15 protein-coding genes are annotated in these 20,583 nt (G+C 72.3%); 8 read left to right on the top strand and 7 right to left on the bottom strand.

From position 1 onward, the window contains the following. The first annotated feature begins 88 nt into the window (after positions 1–88). Entirely contained in the window at positions 89–601 is a 513-nt protein-coding gene (locus IG78_RS0117570) for a DUF1203 domain-containing protein (protein ID WP_030564152.1), read from the top strand. 22 nt (positions 602–623) lie between these two features. On the opposite strand, the gene IG78_RS0117565 is transcribed toward IG78_RS0117570, so the two are convergent. After that, a complete protein-coding gene (locus tag IG78_RS0117565) occupies positions 624–1,529 on the bottom strand; it encodes a LysR family transcriptional regulator (protein ID WP_051852722.1) in 906 nt (301 codons plus the stop codon). Between the two features lie 132 nt (positions 1,530–1,661). On the opposite strand from IG78_RS0117565, the gene IG78_RS0117560 reads away from it, so the two are divergent. Continuing rightward, entirely contained in the window at positions 1,662–2,846 is a 1,185-nt protein-coding gene (locus tag IG78_RS0117560) for an MFS transporter (RefSeq protein ID WP_225882108.1), read from the top strand. Positions 2,847–2,938: 92 nt separating this feature from the next. Here IG78_RS0117560 and IG78_RS0117555 read toward each other — a convergent pair whose 3' ends face one another. Then, a complete protein-coding gene (locus IG78_RS0117555) occupies positions 2,939–3,136 on the bottom strand; it encodes a hypothetical protein (protein ID WP_030564146.1) in 198 nt (65 codons plus the stop codon). Positions 3,137–3,307: 171 nt separating this feature from the next. Next, complete coding sequence (locus tag IG78_RS0117550) at positions 3,308–4,327, bottom strand: aspartate-semialdehyde dehydrogenase (RefSeq protein WP_030564144.1); 1,020 nt, start codon at positions 4,325–4,327, stop codon at positions 3,308–3,310. Between the two features lie 256 nt (positions 4,328–4,583). Between IG78_RS0117550 and IG78_RS0117545 the strand changes: the two genes are divergently transcribed. From IG78_RS0117545 to IG78_RS0117535, 3 genes are all read left to right on the top strand, one after another. Then, positions 4,584–5,168 carry a sigma-70 family RNA polymerase sigma factor gene (locus IG78_RS0117545; protein WP_078965217.1) on the top strand — a complete coding sequence of 195 codons (585 nt, stop codon included), beginning with the start codon at positions 4,584–4,586 and terminating at the stop codon, positions 5,166–5,168. Beyond that, positions 5,165–6,193, top strand: coding sequence for a collagen-like protein (locus IG78_RS49220; protein WP_051852721.1), 1,029 nt, complete (start codon positions 5,165–5,167; stop codon positions 6,191–6,193). Before IG78_RS0117545 ends, IG78_RS49220 begins: the two co-directional genes overlap by 4 nt. Before the next feature lie 229 nt (positions 6,194–6,422). Next, a complete protein-coding gene (locus tag IG78_RS0117535; RefSeq protein WP_030564139.1) occupies positions 6,423–7,925 on the top strand; it encodes a M28 family peptidase in 1,503 nt (500 codons plus the stop codon). 142 nt (positions 7,926–8,067) lie between these two features. On the opposite strand, the gene IG78_RS0117530 is transcribed toward IG78_RS0117535, so the two are convergent. Then, positions 8,068–11,400, bottom strand: coding sequence for a S8 family serine peptidase (locus tag IG78_RS0117530; protein WP_030564137.1), 3,333 nt, complete (start codon positions 11,398–11,400; stop codon positions 8,068–8,070). Between the two features lie 259 nt (positions 11,401–11,659). Further along, positions 11,660–12,208, bottom strand: a complete 549-nt coding sequence (locus IG78_RS0117525; protein ID WP_030564135.1) for a CGNR zinc finger domain-containing protein — start codon at positions 12,206–12,208, stop codon at positions 11,660–11,662. 119 nt (positions 12,209–12,327) lie between these two features. Between IG78_RS0117525 and IG78_RS0117520 the strand changes: the two genes are divergently transcribed. After that, positions 12,328–12,795: an NUDIX hydrolase gene (locus IG78_RS0117520; protein ID WP_030564133.1), complete on the top strand. Its 468-nt coding sequence runs from the start codon at positions 12,328–12,330 to the stop codon at positions 12,793–12,795. A gap of 395 nt (positions 12,796–13,190) precedes the next feature. Beyond that, on the top strand, positions 13,191–14,975 hold the full coding sequence (locus tag IG78_RS0117515; RefSeq protein ID WP_030564131.1) for a TIGR03767 family metallophosphoesterase: 1,785 nt from the start codon (positions 13,191–13,193) through the stop codon (positions 14,973–14,975). Between the two features lie 348 nt (positions 14,976–15,323). Here the strand turns inward: IG78_RS0117515 and IG78_RS0117510 are convergent, their stop codons facing one another. Further along, entirely contained in the window at positions 15,324–16,406 is a 1,083-nt protein-coding gene (locus IG78_RS0117510) for a hypothetical protein (protein ID WP_030564129.1), read from the bottom strand. Positions 16,407–16,726: 320 nt separating this feature from the next. On the opposite strand from IG78_RS0117510, the gene IG78_RS0117505 reads away from it, so the two are divergent. Then, positions 16,727–17,800: a S1 family peptidase gene (locus IG78_RS0117505; RefSeq protein ID WP_030564119.1), complete on the top strand. Its 1,074-nt coding sequence runs from the start codon at positions 16,727–16,729 to the stop codon at positions 17,798–17,800. Between the two features lie 114 nt (positions 17,801–17,914). Here IG78_RS0117505 and pepN read toward each other — a convergent pair whose 3' ends face one another. After that, entirely contained in the window at positions 17,915–20,530 is a 2,616-nt protein-coding gene (gene pepN, locus IG78_RS0117500) for an aminopeptidase N (protein WP_030564117.1), read from the bottom strand. Positions 20,531–20,583: the final 53 nt, after the last annotated feature.

The following is a 20,583-nucleotide window of genomic DNA, read 5'->3' as shown; positions in this document are numbered from 1 at the left end:
TTCGCGGACGAGCGCGCAGCGCGACAAGCGGGAACGTGACGTCCGGAAACCGCCAGCCCGACCCCCGCGCCCGCGCGAACCTTGCCCCATGACCACCGCATACACCCCGAACCCCATAGCCCCCGACGCCCTGAAGGAACTGCGGCACACGGACGACGCGGGCCGGCCGTGCGTCCCGTTCACGGACGGGGAGGGCGGCGCCCCGCTCCGCTGCTGCCTTCGCCCCGCCCGGCAGGGCGAACGCCTCGCCCTGGTCTCCTACGCCCCCCTCCGCCGCTGGGCGGCGACCACCGGCGCCAAGCCGGGCGCGTACGACGAGCAGGGCCCGGTCTTCATCCACGCGGACCCGTGCGAGGGCCCGGCCCCGGCGGAAACGAGCGAGGACTACCCGTTCGTCAGGACGGGCGCCCTGCGCGCCTTCCGCCGCTACGACGCCGACGGCCACATCGTCGGCGGCCGCCTCCTTGAGATCCCCGAGCACCCGGCAAAGGGCTTCGACGCGGCCTTCGCCGAGGCGTTCGCCGACCCGGAGGTCGCCCTCGTACACGTCCGCGCCGTGGAGTACGGCTGCTTCCACTTCGAGGTGCGCCGCCCGGCGTGACCCCGCGAGGGACCCCCGGGGCTCAGGCCACCGACGCGGTGGCGTCGGCCGCCTGAGCCCCGGCCCCGACCCCGGCCACCGCCCGCGCGAGCGCCCGCACCCGCGCCGTCTCCCCGTCCCGGTGCCACACCATCCCGAGCACCGAGTCGGGCACGCCCTGCACCGGTACGAACACCACGTCCTGCCGCCCGTGGTACTCCGCCGTCGGCCGGCACAGCAGCATCGCCCCGCGGTCCGCGGCCACCAGGGTCAGGCCCTCCTGGAGCGTGCGCACGGCGGGCGCGGGCACCGCGGAGGGCGCCTGCGCGGTGCGCCAGTACGCGGGGGCGGGCGGAGCCGCCGAGATCAGCGGGGTGTCCGCCAGGTCAACTGCGGCCAGGGACGTACGGGCCGCGAACGGATGGCGTACGGAGACCGCGACCGTCTGCTGCTGCCGGGAGAAGACCGGGCCGAGCACCAGGTCCGGCTCCGCCACCGGAAGCAGCACGATCGCCGCGTCCACCTCGCCGTGCCGCACCGCCCCGAACGGGTCCGCGAACGGCACCTCCGCGATCTCCGCGACACAGCCGGGGTGCTGCTCCTGGAACGCCGTGATCGCCTCCATCAGTCGCGCGTCGGCCGTGCCCTGGAAACCCACCCTGATCTGCCCCGACACCCCGCGCGCCGACTCCCTGGCCCGCTCCACCACGCCCGCCAACTCCTCGTACGCCGGAGTCAGTTCCGTACAGAACCGCGCACCGAGCGGGGTCAGCCGCACCCGGCGGCTCGTACGCTCCACCAGGCGGGCGCCGATCCGGTGCTCAAGGGCGGCGATGAGCTGACTGACGCGGCTCTGGGAGACGTAGAGCCGCTCACCCGTGCGGCCGAAGTGCAGTTCCTCGGCGAGGACGAGGAAGCACTCCAGCTCCCGTATCTCCAGACCGCTCACCGCACCGGCCCGCCCGTTCCGGTGTCCCGCCGCGTGCGCGTCCCGCGCGTCCTGCGATCGATTAGCCACGCTCATTCAAGGATGAGAACTCCGGCGTTGTTCCCGATGCCGCGCGGGCGTTGGGTGGGGGCCATGGAAACCGTGACCACAACCGCGCCCGTCCCCACCGGACGGTGGTCCCTGCCGCTGTCCGTCGTCGCCGTCGCGGCCGCCACCTTCTCGGTCGTCACCACGGAAATGCTGCCCGTGGGGCTGCTCACCTCCCTGTCATCGGGGCTGCACGTCTCCGACGGCACCGCCGGTCTCACCGTCACCCTGCCCGGGGTCGTCGCCGCGCTCGCCGCGCTGCTGCTGCCCGTCGCCGTGCGCCGCGCAGACCGCAAGCGGGTGCTGTGCGCGCTGATGCTGCTGCTCGGCGCGGCCAATGTGCTCTCCGCGCTCGCGCCCTCCTTCGCGGTGCTGCTCGGCGCCCGGATCGTCGTCGGCCTGTGCATCGGCGGTGTCTGGGCCGTCGCCGCCTCCCTCGCGGTGCGCCTGGTCGCCGCCGAGTCCGTGGGCCGGGCCACCGCCGTCATCTTCAGCGGCATAGCCGTGGCGTCGGTGCTCGGCGTGCCCGCCGGTACCTTCCTCGGCGAACTCAGCGACTGGCGCTGGGCGTTCGGCGCCGTCGCGGTGCTCGGGCTCGCCGTCGCCGCGCTCCTGTCCGCCGTCCTGCCGCCGCTCCCCGCCGACGAGCCGGTGCGGCTCGGTGCCTTTCCCGGTCTGCTGCGGCTGCCCCGACTGCGGGTCGGCCTGATCGCGGTGGCGCTGCTCGTGGTGGGGCACTTCACCGCGTACACCTATGTGCGGCCGGTCCTCGAACGGGTGCCGGACCTCGGCGCGGGCCTCGTCAGCGGGCTGCTGCTCGCGTACGGCGTCGCCGGGATCGCCGGGAACTTCCTCGGCGGCTCCCTCGCGGCCCGCGAACCGCGCAGGGCCCTCCTGGTGATCTCCGCCGCGCTCGGTGCCGTGGTGCTCCTGATGGGACCGGCCGGTGGCTCCCTTGCCGTGTCCGTGGTGCTGCTCGTCGCGTGGGGGCTCGCCTACGGCGGAGTGTCCGTCTCCTCGCAGAACTGGGTGATGGCCGCGGCGCCGGGCGCCCGTGAGTCGGCGTCCGCGCTGTTCGCCGGGGTGTTCAACGTGGCCATCGCGGTGGGTGCGCTGACCGGCGGCCGGGTCGCCGACGGCATCGGCGTGACCGGCGTCCTCTGGGTGGGCGGCGGGCTCGCCGTGCTCGCCCTCGGCGTGATCGCCCTCGCGGCGCGCAAGGAGAGGTGACACGGGGACACGACGGCAGCGGTGCCCGTACGGAACCCGGCCGGGTTCCGTACGGGCACCGCTGCCGTCCCGGGAGCGATCGTCCCCTCGGCTCAGGGCGCCAGGCACCCGGTGGCCGGGACCTCGGGGGGCACCCCGAGGCCGGTCGGGTCGACGAGCCCGGTGACGTCCTGGACGGCACAGTCGATGGTGGCTACGGGGTCCGGCACGGCACTCGCCGGGGCGGCGAGGGCGCCGACGAGGGCGAGGGTTCCGATGGCCATGGTGGTCACGGCGGCGATACGGCGCATGAACTTCCCTTGTCAGTGGTGCGGTTGGTGCACCCCATCACTGCCCGGACACGCCCGGGGGGCATGCGCCGTATCACTCGTACGTGGCTGCGGAAACGATCCCTCGTGAGCCGGGCGTTTCCGGTGGTCCCAGGGCCCCGGGTTTGCGGTGATCCCGCCGGGGCCCGGTGCTCAGGCGCCCGAGAGCTCCGCCGCCACCAGCTCCGCGATCTGTACCGCGTTCAGCGCGGCGCCCTTGCGGAGATTGTCGTCGGAGATGAAGAGGGCGAGGCCGTTCTCGACGGTCTCGTCGCCGCGGATACGGCCCACGAAGGACTCGTCGCGGCCCGCGGCGCCCAGCGGGGTGGGGACGTCCGTGAGCACGACGCCCTCCGCGCCCGCCAGGATCTCGGTGGCGCGCTCCGGGGACAGCGGCCGCGCGAAGCGGGCGTTGACCTGGAGGGAGTGGCCGGTGAAGACGGGCACGCGGACACAGGTGCCGGAGACCTTGAGCTCCGGGATCTCCAGGATCTTGCGGGACTCGTGGCGCAGCTTCTGCTCCTCGTCGGTCTCGTTCAGACCGTCGTCGACGATGGAGCCCGCCAGCGGCAGGACGTTGTACGCGATCGGCGCGACGTACTTGTCGGGCTCGGGGAACTCGGCCTTGTCGCCGCCGTGCGTCAGCTTCGGCGCGTCGTCACCGACCTTCTTGACCTGGTCGAAGAGCTCGTCCACACCCGCGAGGCCGGAGCCGGACACCGCCTGGTAGGTGGCGACGACCAGCGAGGTCAGCTCCGCCTCCAGGTGCAGCGGCTTCAGGACGGGCATCGCGGCCATCGTCGTGCAGTTCGGGTTGGCGATGATGCCCTTGGGGCGGTCCGCGATCGCGTGCGGGTTCACCTCGGAGACGACGAGCGGCACCTCGGGGTGGCGGCGCCAGGCGGAGGAGTTGTCGATCACCACGGCGCCCTGCGATGCGACCTTCTCGGCGAGCGCCTTGGAGGTGGCGCCGCCCGCGGAGAACAGGACGATGTCCAGGCCCGTGTAGTCGGCCGTCGAGGCGTCCTCGACCGTGACCCCGTCGAGGACCGTGCCGGCCGAGCGGGCCGAGGCGAACAGACGCAGCTCGTCGAGCGGGAACTTGCGCTCCGCGAGGATGGTGCGCATGACCGTGCCGACCTGACCGGTGGCTCCGACGATTCCGACCTTCACAGGGTTCCTCCGTAGGTATGTGCCTGGCGCGCGGCCGTCCGGCCTGGGCGTTCTGCCGCCCGCTCCATGATGCGTCTGTCCACGGCCGCTTTGTCCAATCCATTGTCCGAGGTGCGGAACACCACAGGTGACGTCGGCGGAACCCGCACCCTGTTCCGGGTCCGGCAGCCGAACGTTTCCGCGGCCTCCCGCGTCCTAGGGGAAACGCGGAAACGCGGGAACGCGCGGGCCGAGGGACGGGACGAGGGGGAGGCCATTGCTGCGCAGAAGCACGCGCCGCGGACCACGGGGGCGGGCGCCCGCCGGTCCGCTCGACCCGGCCCGCGGGACCGCCGCCGATCCGCACGGGATCGCCGACCCGCTCGACGCGGCCCAGGAGGGCCGGGTGCGGGCCGTGCTCTCGCTGGGCGGGGTCCCGCACGGGGAACTCCAGGACGGGGTGCAGCACGTCAGGCTGCGGCTCCTGGAGCGGGCGGCGCGCGGGCAGGAGGCACCCCGGGAGGTGTCGGCGTGGGCGGCCGTCGTGGCCTCGAACTGGGCCATGGACTACCACCGCGCCCGGCGCCGCCAGGAACGGCTCGGCGAGCGGCTCGCCGCGCTGCACCCGGCGGAGCCGCAGGAGGACGGCGCCGAGTCGCGGGTGCTCTCGCTCGCCGTGGCGCAGGGCCTCGACGAGCTGCCGGACAGCCAGCGCCAGGTAGTCGTGCTGCGCTTCTACGCCGATCTGCCGGTCCGCGACATAGCGGATGAACTGGGCATTCCGGAGGGCACGGTGAAGAGCAGGCTGCACGCGGCGGTACGGGTGCTGCGTACGCGGCTGCACGAGGGAGAGGTGAGGTGACCGTGGCGCACGAGAAGCCGTACGACCCCGTCGACGCGCTGACACCGGCGGTCACCGGCGAGCCGGTGCCCGAGGCCGCCCGCGCCGACGAGCGCTTCATGGCGGAGTACGCGGCGGCCGTCGCCGATGTCGAGGTGCTGCGGGCGCAGCTCCGGATCGTGGGGGAGACGCTGGCGGCGTGCGGACCGCTCCCGCCGTCCGGCCAGCTCCCGCCGTCCGGTTCGCTCCCGCCGTCCGGCCAGCTCCCGCCGTCCGGTTCGCTCCCGCCGTCCGGCCAGCTCCCGCTGTCCGGGGCGCTCCCGCCGTCCGGTTCGCTCCCGCCATCCGGTTCGCTCCCGCCATCCGGTTCGCGCGGCCCCGCCGGTTCGCGCGGCCCCGCCGGTTCGCGCGGCCCCGCGGGCGCGCGTGGCCCCGCCCGTCCATCGGGCCCCACCCACCCGTCCGGCACCCCCCGCCCCCCGGGCGCCGCCCGCCGCCGTGCCGTGCTCGGCCTCGCCGCCGTGCTCGGTGCCGGGCTGCTCGGCGGGCTCTTCTGGCTCGGGGCTGGCAGCAGTACCGGGGACCTCGACTCGGGGGCAGGTGCCGACGCCGCGAAGGGTGCGCCGAGCCTCACCGACGACCGGCCAGGAAGCGACGAGCGGCCAGGAGCCGAGGACCGGCCAGGAGCCGAGGACCGGCCCGAAGGTGCCGCCGAGGACGCGAAGAAGTCACCCGAGAGGTACGTCGCCTGCGCCCGGCTCATCGTCGAGGGCACCGTACAGAGCGTCGAGCCGCTGCCCGAGGGGACCAAGGACCGGATCACGCTCGACGTGTCCCGGTACCACAAACCCGCGAAGGGGCAGAAGCAGGTCACCTTCGTGATGGACGTCTCCGCGGACCCCCGGCCGCGGACGGGGGATCGCGTACTGATCGGCATCCCCGAGGGCCAGGCGTCCCCCGACATCTGGTCCACCGGCGGGCAACGCGCCGCGGACCGGGCGTGGATCGAGAAGGCGCTGCCCCGGGCGCGCGGCATGACGTGCTGAGCGCGCACCACCGCGCCGGGGCGGATTACTGAGTTCCGGTGACAACTCCGTGAAGACGCGGTTGCGAACCCGGCGAACCGCCCGACCTGCGATTTCACCGGGCTACGGTCCTTCCACCGCTTGCTGATGATCACTGGCGTACGGCGGTCGCGTACCTGACCAGTACCTGACCAGTGCCGCCCGCGGAGATCACCGGCGCCAACCAACGACCACGCAAGGAAGGACCTCCGTGCGCGCACCCCGCAGTCGGACGACGGCCGCTCTGCTCTCCGCCGTCGTCGCCGCCCCCGTCCTGTTCGCCGCCGCGTCCCCCGCGGGCGCGCAGGACGCCGCCCCGTCCGACAGGCACCGGACGACGCAGGCCGAGAAGGCGGAGCAGCTCGCCAAGAAGCTGGTGAAGAAGTCCACCGGCAAGAGCGCCCACCGCCACCTGGAGAAGTTCCAGCAGATAGCCGACGCCCACGGCGGCAACCGCGCCGCGGGCACCCCGGGCCACAAGGCCTCCACCAGGTACGTGTACGACCGCCTGAAGAAGGCCGGTTACAAGGTCTCGTACCAGGACTTCACGTTCTACACGTCGCAGACGCTGCGGGAGGGCGCGAGCGTCCTGTCGCCCGAGGCGCGCAAGCTGAACGCCCTGGCGTTCGACTTCAGCAAGTCCACGCCCGAGGGCGGCCTGACGGCACCGGTCGCCGCGGCCCGCGTCGACGACAGCCCGGGCTGCGAGGCCGACGACTACACCTCGGACACCTTCACCGGGAAGATCGCACTGGTGAAGCGCGGCACCTGCACCTTCGCCGAGAAGGAGGCAGCGGCGACCAAGGCGGGCGCCGTCGGCCTCGTGCTCTACAACCACTCCGGCGACGCGCCCGTCAAGGGCAACCTGGAGACCCCGGACAACGCGCACATCCCCGCCGTCGGCATCACCAAGGCCGAGGGCGAGAAGCTGGCCGAGCAGGTGAAGCAGGGCGAGGTCAAGCTCTCCCTGGACGTCGCCACCAAGGCGATCCCGCACAAGACCCGCAACGTCGTCGCGGAGACCCGCGGTGGCCGCGCCGACCGCGTGGTGGCGCTCGGCGCCCACCTGGACTCCGTGGAGGAGGGTCCTGGCATCAACGACAACGGCTCGGGTTCGGCCGGTCTGATCGAGGTCGCGGAGAAGCTCGCCAAGGAGACCAAGGGCGGCAAGAAGCTCGCCCACAAGGTCCGCTTCGCCTGGTGGTCGGCCGAGGAGCTCGGCCTGCTCGGCTCGGACCACTACGTGAAGACCCTGAGCGCCAAGCAGAAGAAGAACATCAAGCTCTATCTGAACTTCGACATGATCGCCTCGCCCAACGCGGCCGAACTCGTCTACGACGGCGACGACTCCGACAAGACGGGCGCGGGCGCGGGCCCCGCGGGCTCCGCCCAGATCGAGAAGCTGATCAACGGCTTCCTGGACAAGAAGAAGGTCCCGCACTGGGGCACCGACTTCGACGGCCGCTCCGACTACGGCGCGTTCATCGCGACCGGCATCCCGGCCGGCGGCACCTTCACCGGCGCCGAGGGCCTCAAGACCGAGGAGCAGGCGGCCAAGGCGGGCGGCAGGGCAGGACAGCCGTACGACCCGAACTACCACGCCAAGGGCGACGACATCAAGAACATCAACCGCAAGGCGTTCGACGTGAACATCGACGTCATCGCGAACGCGGTGGGCACCTACGCGCAGGACCTCAGCTCGCTGAAGCGCTGATCCGGCGCCCGGCCTCCGCGGGCGGCGGGACCTGAAGCCGGACGAGGTCCGAGAGCCGGAGGAGATCCGAAAACCGGACGGGGGCGGACACCGAGGTGTCCGCCCCCGTCCTCGTGCTGTCGTCAGCGCGAGACCGCAGAGGTCACTCGGTGACCTTCTCCAGCGTCACGCTGCCGGTGCCCGCGACCGTGCCGCGCGCGTTCAGGAGGTTCACCTCGCCGAACAGGACCCGGCCGGAGGCGCCGGGGGCGCCTACGACCAGCTCGGCGGAGACGTCCGCGGTCGCGCCGTGGGCGAGCTTCACCGCCTTGCTCTCGTCGACCTTGACCTGGCCGAGGGAGGCGGAGAAGAACACGTCACGGTAGTCGTACGCGGTCTGCCCCGACGGAATGGAGTAGCCCGCGACCTGGAGCGTGTACGTGCCCGCGGCGGGCTTGGTGACGCTCACGGACTCCTCCGAGTCGCCGTCAGCCGACTGCACGACGAGCTGGCCGTCCTTGAACAGCGCCAGGTCCAGGTCGGCACGGGAGTCCGCGGTGGAGCCGATCACGGCGTCGAGCCGCTCGGCACCCTCGGGCACGACGACCGTCGTGGTCTGCGTCTCGCCCTGCTTGATGGTGGGCCGGGAGGTGGCGGCCGAACCGAGCGAGCCACCCTTCAGCTTGCCGTCCACGGCGGCGTAGTCGTTCCGCGCCTTCCAGGTGACCGGGGTGGCCGAGCCGGCCTTGGCCTCGGGGACCTTCAGGGGCTCGGGGGCGAAGGTCACGCCGAGCGCGGAGACCTCCAGCTTGTACGGGTTGTCGAGCACCGGCGAGGTGCGGCGTGCCTCGACCTCGATCTCCCAGACGCCCGGCGTCGGGTTCGCGTAGGAACGGGCGTCGGGGCGGCAGGTGTTGTCCGGGTTCGGGAAGTTCGGGTAGCAGACGAGCGACGACGTCGACTCGGCCGGGAGCCCGTACGGGTGGATCGAGATGAAGCGCGTCTGGCTCTTGTCCGCGAGCCCGCCGAGCGCGACCTCAAGGGACTTCGCGCCCTTCGGCACGTTCACGAAGTACGACTTGGTGGCGTTGCGCTGCACCGAACCGGACGCCTTGTACGTGAACGACGGCTTCGCCAGCGGCTTGGCGACCACCACGGTCGTCATGATCTGGTGGTCGATGCCGCGGGTGCGCTTGTCGTCGACGGTCAGCTTGGCGCTGGAGACACCCGCGGACTCCGGGGCGGCCTGCACCTTCACCTTGACCGGCCGGTCGAGGGGCAGGTGGACCTCGCCGTCGGCGGCGTCACCGAGCAGCTTGAAGGTCTTCTCGTGGTTGTTGGCGAACGCGAGCTTGTGGCGCAGTGGACGGCTGGAGCCCGACGTACGCGTGATCGTCACGTCGTACGTCTTCTTCTGACCGGCCTTCAGGCCGCCCTCACGGTCGTACAGGCCGGTGCCGGGCTTCTTCAGCTCCTGCTCGAGGGCCGTGTCGACGGGCGCCTTGACCGTGTACTCGTGGGCCTTGGCGCCGCCCTTGATCGCGGCCCAGGCGTCCATGACGTCGATCCGGCCCGTGCCCTGCTCATAGGCCTGCACACCCGGGATGCGGTGCGCGGTCGAGGTGAGCGCGGTGCGCAGCTTGGCCGGGGTGAGGTCGACGCGCTGCTGCTTGGCGGCGCTCAGGAGCAGCGCCGCCGCGCCCGCGGTCTGCGGCGACGACATCGAGGTGCCCTGGAGCATCGAGTAGCCGGCGGGCAACTGGTAGCCGGCCTCGGCGGCCGGGGAGCCGGGCAGCCAGGTCTGGGTGGTGTTGATGGCCGAGCCCGGCGCGGTCACCAGGGGCTGGAAGCCGCCGTCCTCGCGCGGGCCGCGCGAGGAGAAGTTGAACATGCCGTATTTCTTCGTCACCGCGGAGCCGTAGTTGGCGGCCCAGGTCTCCTTGGAGACCGCGGCGCCCACGGAGATGACGTGGTCGGCGAGCCCGGGGTCACCGATGGTGTTGGCGCCGGGGCCCGAGTTGCCCGCCGAGATGACCAACTGCACGCCGTAGGTGTCGATGAGGCGCTTGTACAGCTCGGCGCGCGCGTTGTTGCCGTCGTTGAGCGCGGGCAGGCCGCCGATCGACATGTTGACGATGTCGACGCCGCGCTGGGTGACGAGGTCGATCATGCCCTCGGTGAGCGCGACGTTGGTGCAGCCGCCGGACCAGGTGCAGGCGCGGGACGACACCAGCTTGGCGCCGGGCGCCGCGCCGTTCATCTTGCCGCCGAACAGCTTGTTGGCGGCCGTGATGCCCGCTACGTGCGTGCCGTGCTCGGACTCGATGAGGCCGATGTTCACGAAGTCGGCCTTCTTGCCGACCCAGTCGCCGCCGTAGGGGTCCGTGGGGACGTCCTTGCGGATCTCGACGACGAACGGCACCCGCTCGGCGACGTCGGTCGCCGGGTCGTCCTTGCCGAAGTAGCCGACCTGGTGGTTCTTGCCGTAGGGCTTCATCGGCTTGTCGTCGCCGAAGTCCTTGTTGTCGTTCAGGTCGACGCGGACGGTGCCGGCGGCCGGGTCGTACAGAACACCCCAACTGTCGGTGGTGTCCCCGTCGCGGTTCAGGTCGCCCTTGGCGTCGCCGCCGGTGGTCGCGGCCTCGCGGAAGCGGCTGATCTGGTAGGAGCCCGCGGGGGCCTTCCAGGAGTCGCCGTCGAAGGTGAACGTGGGCCCTGACACCGGGTTGGTCATGCGGCGCCAGGTCGCGTCGGCGTCGACGATCGGGTCGGTCGCCGTCACCCAGTCGGTGATCTTGCGTTCGCCGGTGGTGGTCTTCTGGAGCGCCGGGTGGCCGAGGTCCACACCGGAGTCGAGGACGCCGATGGTGACGCCGCGGCCGTCGGCCTTCGCGTTCTTCTTCACGAAGTCGACGGCGCCCGTCTCGAAGGACGGGTTGTACGGGTTCTTGGCGGGCGTGTTCTTGTCGGGGGCCGGGTAGGCGGCGCGGCCCGCCCCGCTCTTCGCGCCCTTGGGGCTCTGCGGCTTCGGGTCGTCGAGCTCGATCTCGTGCCGCAGGTCGATGCCGTGCACGGAGGGGAGCTCGGTGGCGGCCTCGATCGCGGCGTCGGCGTGCGCGGTCGGGACGGCGGCGCGGACGTAGCCGAGCTTGTCGTAGGTGCGGCCGACGGAGCCGCCCTTGACGGCGTCGAGCTGCTTGGCGACCTGCTCGGTCGCGCCGGGCGCGGTGGCGACCATCATCGTGACGGTCTTCTCGCCCTCCGCCTTGGCGTCGGCGAGGAGTGCGGCGTCCGCGGCGCCGAGCTTGGCGGCGGCGTCCTTGGGCGCCGGGGCGGCGGGCGCGGGGGACGGGGTGTCGGCTGCGAAGGCCAGCGGGAGCGGGGCCGCCGCGCAGAGAGCGGCGGCCACACCTATCGCGGTGGCGAGACGTGCGGTGCGTCTGGCGCGGTCGTCGCGTCTCGCACCCGGCTCGGGCGCGCGTGGATCGAGGGTCATCAGCATCCCTGTACGTAAAGATCGGCTGGTCGAGCCGATGTAGCGATGGGGTCTCCCCTACCCGAACGGAGTCGAGAACTCGGGGAAGGGTCCGGAATACGGGACCGGATGACCGCTCAGCTTTACGTAAGGGGTGCCTGTTTGGGGAGAGTCGCCCGGCACGGGATGCGCCGGTGGCGTACTTCCGCCATACGCCATCGGGAACAAGGCGGTGCATAACGGCACTTGACGCCCGCGCCGCGCCCGTGCGGCGGCGTGGTCAGACCTCCCGTGAGCGCGCGTAGTGGCGGGACGCCTTCGCACGGTTGCCGCACAGCGCCATGGAGCACCAGCGGCGGGTGCCGTTCCGTGAGGTGTCGAAGAAGTGCAGGACGCACGCCTCGTGGGCGCAGCTCCGGATGCGGTCCGGCGCGCTGCCGAGCAGCGTCAGATAGTCCCGGGCCGCGAGCCACGCGGGTCCCCAGGACGGGTCGCCGAACTCGGGCTCCTCGGCGGGACCCGCCGTCGTCAGGGCCACCCGGACCCGGCCGTGCGCGAGGACCGCGTCGACCCGCGCGACCGCACCGGCGTCGCCACCCGGCTTCCCCGGCAGGTCGACGACCCCGGCCAGCGCGTCCCTGGCCCGCAGCAGATGCTCCAGGGTGGAGCCGTCGGCGCCGAACCGCTCGTCGAGCCCGTTCGCGGCCAGCCACACGGAGAGGCCCTCGACGCCGTCGAGCAGGTCCTGCCACGCCCCGTCCTGCACCCAGCGGGTGTTGAGCAGATCCAGGGCGAGGGGCTCACCGGTGAGGGGGCGAGGGTCGGGCATGCCCGCTCCTTTCATCCGTCCGCTTGCATCCCACTGCGGCCATCTAACCCCTCAAGGGTAAGTCACCGGTTCGAGTAACGGGGCGTGCCTATCCGGTGTACGCGGTCTAACGTCGGCCCGTGCACAAGGAACTCAGGGTGGCGGCCTACGCCGTATGCGTACGCGACGGGTCCGTGCTGCTCGCCCGCTGGGTGGCGGGAGACGGGAGCAAGCGGTGGACGCTGCCCGGAGGCGGCATGGACCACGGCGAGGACCCGTACGACACGGTGATCAGGGAGGCCGACGAGGAGACCGGATACACCGTGCAGCCGGTCGCGCTCCTCGGCGTGGACTCCCTGCGCCGCCGCTACCCGAGGCAGCTCGGGGCCCTCGCGGACTTCCACGGCGTACGCATCGTCTACGAGGGCCGGGTCACCGGGGGTGCCCTGCGGCACGAGACGTCGGGGTCGACGGACCTGGCGGCGTGGCACCCCCTGGACGACGTCGCCGCCCTCGACCGCGTGAGCCTGGTCGACATCGGCCTGTCCCTGTGGCGTGCCCGCCCGCCTCATGGCCACCTGGGGTCTTGCAGCCCGCCCGGCGCCTGAGGACGAGGCGCGGAGCGCGATTTCAGCCCGTCCGGCGTTTGAGTCAGCCCGTCCGGCGTTTGAGGACGAGGCGCGGAGCGCCGATGGAGCGGGGGTCCAGGGGGCGGCAGCCCCCGGTTTCGGAGAAGGGGCGGGCCTGGGGCGCCCCGCGAGGGCCCACTACCCCGCCACATGAACACGGAGCGACGCCACCCCCACCCCCCGAAGAGCAAAGCGTGCACACGCAGGGTCCCCCCAGATCCACTTACGGTGATCGGCGCCGCACGTTGCGGCGTCGTTCACGCACAGGCCACCCCCACTGCCAACGATCCAGTACGAGCGGGAAGCCACGGCCGGACCCCGGCCACAGCCTCCCGCGACCACTGCCGACGCGTTCGCACCCGGGGAGACGCGCCATGTCGCGGATACGCTCTGTGGCCACCGCCGCAGCCACTGCCACCACGTCCGCCGCCGCCAAAGTGAACCGTCGCGCGTTCCTCGCGGCGACCGGCGCCGTGACCCTCTCCGCAGGAGCCGGATACGCCCTCGGCCCCGGGGCGGGCTCCGGCGAGGCCGCCCAGGGGACGGCGCCCGTCCCGATGTCCCGCAGGGCCCCCGCGGCCCCACTCGCCCCGTACCGCTCGGGCACCACTCTCGCCACGTTCTCCGCACCCCGCGGACCGCACGGGAGCTACCGCCGGCTCGGCGACGGCCCGGCCTGGGACCGCGTCGTCCGCACGGACCTGGCGGACGCCAAGGACAACCGCGCCGCCCGCCGCACCGCGCTCGCCGCCTTCGTGCAGTTCACCGACCTGCACCTGGTGGACGTCCAGCACCCGCTGCGCTACGAGTACCTGCGCGCGCAGACGGCAAGCGCCTGGCGCCCGCAGGAGGCGCTGTCCGTCGCGGGGGCGGTCTCCCTGGTCGAGCAGGTGAACGGCATGCGCGGCGCCCCCGCCACCGGCGCCCCGCTGCACTTCGTCATGACGACGGGCGACAACACGGACAACAACTCCCGCAACGAGCTGGACTGGTTCCTGAAGGTGATGAGCGGTGGCCGCGTCACCCCCAACTCCGGTGACCCGCGCCACTACGAAGGCGTACAGGACAGCGGTCTGAAGCTCTACTGGCACCCGGACGCGGCCCTGCGCGACGCCGACAAGGGCGTCGGGTTCCCGCGGTTGCACGGCTTCCTGGAGGCGGCGATCCGCGAGGTGAACAGCCCGGGTCTCAACCTGCCGTGGTACTCCACCGTCGGCAACCACGACAGCCTCCCCGGCGGCTGTTACGCGCCCGGGGACCCGTACTTCGCGGAGTTCGCCGTCGGCGGCAAGAAGCTGATGTCCCTCGACGAGACGCGTGGCGCGGCCGTGTGGGAGACCGTCAAGAAGGGCCACGACCCGAAGGGCTCCACGTTCAAGGACATCCTGAAGTCCGAGGCCCGCCGCATGCGGTCGGTCACGCCGGACGAGGCGCGCGCCCCCTTCACCCCCGCCGAGTACGTCCGCGCCCACCTCGACCAGGCACACCGGGGCCGCGGCCCGGTCGGCCACGGCTACACCCGCCAGAACCTGGCGGACGGCACCCAGTACTACTCCTTCCGCATCAGCGACGACGTCCTCGGCATCAGCCTGGACACCACCGACCCCGGCGGCCACTACGAGGGCTCCCTCGGTACGTCCCAACTGCGCTGGCTGGAGCGGACCCTGACGGAGGTGGAGAGGAGCGGCGACGCCTCGTACGCCATCGTCTTCAGCCACCACACCAGCCGGTCCATGCGCAATCTGCACACCGATCCCCGGCGCCCGCGCGAAAAGCGGCACGGCGGGGACGAGGTCGCGGCGCTGCTCGGCAGGCACCGTTCGGTGCTCGCCTGGGTGAACGGCCACAGCCACAAGAACGCCATCACCCCGCACCGCACGGAACACGGCTCCTTCTGGGAGGTCTCCACCGCGTCGCACATCGACTTCCCGCAGCTCGCCCGCGTGATCGAACTGGTCGACAACCGCGACGGAACGCTCTCCCTCTTCACCACCCTCATCGAGTCCGCCGCCCCGCACCGCACGGACTTCACCGACCTGTCGCAGACCGGCCTCGCCGCGCTGTACCGCGAACTGTCCTTCAACGCACCGGGCGCCCGCCCCACCCTGAGCGGCGACCCGGGCGACCGCAACACGGAACTGCTCCTGCGCAAGGGCTGAAGCGGCGGCGCGATGCGGGGGTGCCCGCGGCGCGCGGCGGAAGCGGCGACGCACGGCGGTAGCCGCCACGCCCACCGGGGAGCAGCCGCGGCGCGTGGCAGGGAACGGCCGCCGCACCCGCGGCAGGGAGCAGTCGGCCCCCCGTGGCGGAAAGCAACCGCCCCCCCGCGTCACGCGAACGCGCCCCGCAGGGCCAAGTCGGCGGGGAGTCGAAGCGCGGTGGGGTGGGCGCGCGCGTCGGGCGCACCCGCGCCGTCCGCGGGTGCGCCTGCGCGCCCCCCTGCCGCGAGCACGCCGCGCGACCTGCGCCGGGCGCGCAGGTCACCCCGGGCGAGCGTGCCGCAGCCGCTATCTGGGCAGCACCACGAGGTACGCCGCGGGCTCCCGGTCGGCGGCCGCCATCAGGGCCGTCCGTACGACCGTGGCCTGCTGCTCGGCGGTGTCGCGGAGCTTCTTCGGGGTGATGTGGACGACGGTGACCCCGAGGCGCTCCAAGTGCTCGCGCTTGCGGGCGTACTCGGACCACTCGCCGAACTCCCTGCTCCGCTCCATGAGGGACCACCCCGAGTCGTCCTCGCCCTGGCGAGGCGCCCTGGTGTCAAGATCGACGGCGACGGCGTGCGCGGGCCAGTACGCGTCGACGCCGCCGAGGTGCGGTCCGCCGGGCAACCGGAGGTCGACGTTCCACAGCGGGTCGGGCAACCCGTACTCACGGACCAGCGCGTAAAGACGGTCCTCCGCGATCGCCCGACCCTCGGCGAGCAGGGTGTCCACCGCGTCCACCACGTGCGGCCGGGTGAGGAGCCGCGCGGCGTTCAACTCCCGTACCGCGGACGCGGGTTCGCAGTGCCCGCCGCGCACCGCCTCGGTGAGCAGCCGCCGTACCGCGCCCGCGTCGGAGAGCAGGGCCACCGCGTCGGCGAGCGCCCGTTCCACCGGCGCGACCGGGAGTCCGGTGATCTGTTGCGGAGTGGGCAGCGCATGCGTACGTACGAGCCGGGCGCAGCCGCTGGAGCGCAACCGCCGGGTGCGGGGCACCAGGACGTCGATGCGGTCCAGGGAGGGCAGCGGCGGCGCGGAGGAGAACCGGTGCAGCGCCAGTGCGGCGAGCCCCGTGATCATCGCGTCCGCGTACACCGCGTGCGGTTCGCCGGGCCCGGGCTGCGCGGGGACGCCTCCGACCTCATCGGCCGGGGGCCTGCCGGCGAACAGGAGCACACCGTGCAGCCGTTCCTCGCTGGTCGCAGGGCCGGGGTGGAGCAGGACGACGCCGGGCAGGAACTGCTGCCAGGGCCCTTCAGGCCGGCACCGCGCGGAGGTCTCGGTGCCGGACACGCCGTGCTCGCGCAGTTGGGCGGTGCTCATGACGCGCCGCTGGGCGGTGGTGAGGTGGCGCAGAGGGCGGGGGTGAAGCGGGGTGTTGTGGTTCATGACGGGGCCATTCCCGCGCCCGCTCGGGCCGCTAACCGCTGTTACCGTCTCGTCGACAAAACCGGACAACCCCGTCCTAAAGTACGGGCGTTCGAGAGCCGAAAAGAGTGGGTTCGGGGGGCGTGGGGAGTGAACAGGGGGCGCCTTCAGGCGAATAGTGCTCTCTTGTGGGTAAAGGTCAGTATTGTCATACTCGGCGCGACGCTTGGCATGGACGCGATGTGGTCGAGTGACCCCCGACCGTGCACCGCGCCAAGCTTCGGTAACTCCCCAGGCCGCCCCCCCCACTTGAGCGGCCCAACCCCCCATGGAGGTACTGAGTGAGCACTCAACGAGCGAGCAGGCGCCGCCTGACCCTCATCGGAGTCGGAGTCGCCGCGCTGGTCGCCGGCCCTCTGACGGCGGCGAACACCAGCGCCGCCGACCCCGCTCCCGCCCCGGCCACCCTCACCTCGTCCTCGGCGAGCAAACTCGCGCGCACCCTGACCGCCGACCCCGCCAGGACGGCGGGCGCCTACTACGACACCCCGGGCAAGAAGCTCGTCGTCAACGTCCTCGACGACGACGAGGCCGACCGGGTCCGCGACGCCGGCGCCGAGCCCCGGCACGTCAAGCACTCCCAGGCCCAGTTGAACGCCGTGCAGCGAAGTCTCGGCGAGCGCGCCGTCCCCGGCACCGCACGCGGGGTGAACCCGGTACTCAACAAGGTCGTCGTCACCGCCGACAGCACGGTCGGGGGCGCGGCCCTGAACCAACTGAAGCGGCACGTCGCCGCCCAGGACGGCAAGGCCGTGCTCAAGCGCGCCGCGGGCACGTTCCGGCCCCTCATCCGCGGCGGCGACGCCATCTACAGCGGTGACAGCCGCTGCTCGCTCGGCTTCAACGTCGTCAAGGACGGCGAGCCGTACTTCCTCACCGCGGGACACTGCGCCGCCCTCGCCGGCCGGATCTGGTCCGAGACCAAGGGCGGCCCCGTCATCGGCGTGGTCGACGACTACCGTTTCCCCGGCAGTGACGACGCCATCGTGGAGTACACCGCCGATGTGCCGCACCCGAGCGAGGTCAACCTCTACAACGGCAGCGCCCAGGAGATCACCGGCGCCCGCGAGGCCGTCGTCGGTGAGCAGGTGCAGCGCAGCGGGAGCACGACCCAGCTCCACGACGGATCCGTCCAGGCCCTGAACGCCTCCGTCACCTACCCGCAGGGCACCGTGCACGGCCTGATCCAGACCGACGTCTGCGCCGAGCCGGGCGACAGCGGCGGCGCCATGTTCGCCGACCGCGACGCCCTCGGCCTGACCTCCGGCGGCACCGGCGACTGCACCAGCGGTGGCCAGACCTTCTTCGCCCCGGTCACCGAGGCCCTGGCCCACTACGGCGCCGAGATCGGCTGAGCCCCTCCGGTGGCCAGGGGCATTTCGGCCCGTCCGGCGTTCGAGGACGAGCGCGCAGCGCGATGAGCGGTGGGCCAAGGGGGCGGCGACCCCTTGGCCCACACGACCTACCCCCTACACCGGGCCCGAGGCCCCATCACAGTGCTGCGCCCGCAGCGCCCGCGCCAGATCGTCCCGCGACTCCAGGACAAGCCGCCGCAGCGCGGGCGGCGCCTGCTCGTGCGAGCCGAGCCACGCGTCCGTCGCCGCCAGCGTCTCCGGGCTGTCCTGCAGATGCGGGAAGAGACCCCGCACCACGTCCATGCCGATCTGGATGGACCGCTCGGCCCACACCCGCTCGATCACCTCGAAGTACCGCGCCGCGTACGGCGCGGTCAGCTCGGCCTGGGAGGGCTGCTGGAAGCCCGCGATGGTCGCCTCCACCAGCGCGTTGGACAGCTTGTCGGACTCCACCACACAGGCCCAGGCCTGCGCCTTCACCGCGGCGGACGGCCGCGCGGCCAGGCAGCGGACCTGATGCCGCTTGCCGGACGCGGTGTCGTCACGGGCCAGTTCGGTGGCGAGCGCCTGCTCGTCCGCCGCCCCGCGGGACGCGAGCGAGCCGAGGAACGTCCAGCGCAGCTCCTGATCGACTTCGAGGCCGTCGATCCTGGCCGTGCCGTCGAGGAAGCCCCGCAGGAGCTGGAGGTCGGCCGCCGACGACGCCACCGAGGTGAAGAAGCGCGCCCACGTGAGCTGGTGCTGGCTGCCCGGCTCGGCGAGCCGCAGCTCCCGCAGGGCACCCTCGGCGAGCAGCCTGCCGCCCTCCGCACGCCAGTCGGGGGCGGCGTAGTGCGTCCTCGCGGAGTTCGCCCAGGCGTGCAGCATCTGCAGGACGCCGATGTCGGACTCCTGGCCGGCGAAGCGCAGGACCAGGCCGATGAAGTCCCGGGCGGGCATGAGCGCGTCCCGCGTGAGGTTCCACAGCGCCGACCAGCACAGGGCGCGGGCCAGCGGGTCCGTGATGTCGCCCAGGTGGGCGCGGAGCGTGGCGAGGGAGGTCTCGTCGAAGCGGATCTTGCAGTACGTCAGGTCGTCGTCGTTGACCAGGACCAGCTCCGGCGCCTCGACCCCGGCAAGCTCGGCGACCGTGGTCCGCGGACCCTCGACGTCCACCTCCGCGCGGGCGTACCGCACGAGGGCGCCGCCCTCGCCGCGGTGGTACAGGCCGACGGCCACGCGGTGCGGACGCAGCTCGCCGAGCGACTCGGCCGCGTCCTCGGACGCGGCTGACGCGGCGGCCTCCTGGAGCACGGCGAGCTCGGTGACGCGTCCGTCGGCGTTCAGGGTCACCTGCGGGGTCAGGGAGTTGACGCCCGCCGTCTGCAGCCACGCCCGCGACCAGGTCGTCATGTCGCGGCCACTGGTCTCCTCCAGGACGGAAAGCAGGTCGCCGAGGCGGGTGTTGCCGTACGCGTGCCGCTTGAAGTAGCGGCGGGCGCCCTCCAGGAAGGCGTCCCGGCCCGCGTACGCCACGAGCTGCTTGAGGACCGAGGCGCCCTTGGCGTACGTGATCCCGTCGAAGTTGAGCTTGGCGTCCTCCAGGTCGCGGATGTCGGCCGTGACGGGGTGGGTGGAGGGGAGCTGGTCCGCGCGGTAGGCCCAGGCCTTGCGGTTGTTGGCGAAGGTGATCCAGCCGCTGCTGAAACGCGTCGCCTCGACCATGGAGAAGGACCCCATGAAGTCGGCGAAGGACTCCTTCAGCCACAGGTCGTCCCACCACCGCATGGTGACGAGGTCGCCGAACCACATGTGCGCCATCTCGTGCAGGATGACGTTGGCCCGGCGCTCGTACGACGCCTGGGTCACGCGGCCGCGGAAGATGAACTCCTCGCGGAACGTGACACAGCCGGGGTTCTCCATCGCGCCGAGGTTGTACTCGGGGACGAAGGCCTGGTCGTACTTCCCGAAGGGGTACGGGTAGTCGAAGTTGTCGTGGAAGAAGTCCAGGCCCTGCTTGGTGACGAGGAAGATGTCGTCGGCGTCGAAGTGCTTGGCGAGGCCCTTGCGGCACATCGCGCCGAGCGGGATCTCCAGGCGGGTGCCGTCGTCGAGGACGCGCTCGTAGGAATCCTCCACATAGTGGTAGGGGCCCGCGACGACCGCCGTGATGTATGTCGAGATGGGCTTGGTCTCGGCGAATTGCCAGCAGCCGTCGGACAGTTCCCCCACGCCGTTGCTCCACACCGTCCAGCCCTCCGGCGCCTGCGCGGAGAAGCGGAAGGGTGCCTTCAGGTCGGGCTGCTCGAAGTTGGCGAAGACGCGCCGGGAGTCCGCGGGCTCGTACTGCGTGTAGAGATAGACCTCGCCGTCCTCGGGGTCGACGAAGCGGTGCATGCCCTCGCCCGTGCGGCTGTAGGCGCACTGGGCGTCCACCACGAGCTCGTTCTCCTCGCGGAGGTCCTCAAGGGTGATGCGGGCGCCGTCGAAGACCTCGGAGGGGTCCAGGTCCTTGCCGTTCAGGGACACGGCCGTGACGCTCGGTGCGATCAGGTCGGCGAAGCTGGCGGCCCCCGGCTCGGAGCAGCGGAAGCGGAGGGTGGTCACCGACCTGAATGTGCGCGGGGCGCCTTCGTCGCCGTTGCTCTCGCCCACCGCCGAGCGCAGGTCGAGGAAGACCTCGTACCCGTCGACGGACAGCAGCGCGGCCCGCTCCTGGGCCTCGTCACGGGACAGATTCTCACCGGGCACGGGCGGCACTCCCTTGTGGCTCGCATGACACTGACGTCTGACACCGACGTCCG

Source organism: Streptomyces aureocirculatus, assembly GCF_000720475.1.
Taxonomy (GTDB): Bacteria; Actinomycetota; Actinomycetes; order Streptomycetales; family Streptomycetaceae; genus Streptomyces; species Streptomyces aureocirculatus.
The sequence above is the reverse complement of the archived record's forward strand: the minus strand, read 5'-3'. Positions and strand labels throughout refer to the sequence as shown.

Excerpts from the sequence above, each read along its gene's own strand:
- IG78_RS0117570 (WP_030564152.1), top strand. The coding sequence starts at position 89 with ATGACCACCGCATACACCCCGAACCCCATAGCCCCCGACGCCCTGAAG.
- IG78_RS0117560 (WP_225882108.1), top strand. The coding sequence starts at position 1,662 with ATGGAAACCGTGACCACAACCGCGCCCGTCCCCACCGGACGGTGGTCC.
- IG78_RS0117555 (WP_030564146.1), bottom strand. The coding sequence starts at position 3,136 with ATGCGCCGTATCGCCGCCGTGACCACCATGGCCATCGGAACCCTCGCC.
- IG78_RS0117530 (WP_030564137.1), bottom strand. The coding sequence starts at position 11,400 with ATGACCCTCGATCCACGCGCGCCCGAGCCGGGTGCGAGACGCGACGAC.
- IG78_RS0117525 (WP_030564135.1), bottom strand. The coding sequence starts at position 12,208 with ATGCCCGACCCTCGCCCCCTCACCGGTGAGCCCCTCGCCCTGGATCTG.
- IG78_RS0117515 (WP_030564131.1), top strand. The coding sequence starts at position 13,191 with ATGTCGCGGATACGCTCTGTGGCCACCGCCGCAGCCACTGCCACCACG.
- IG78_RS0117510 (WP_030564129.1), bottom strand. The coding sequence starts at position 16,406 with ATGAACCACAACACCCCGCTTCACCCCCGCCCTCTGCGCCACCTCACC.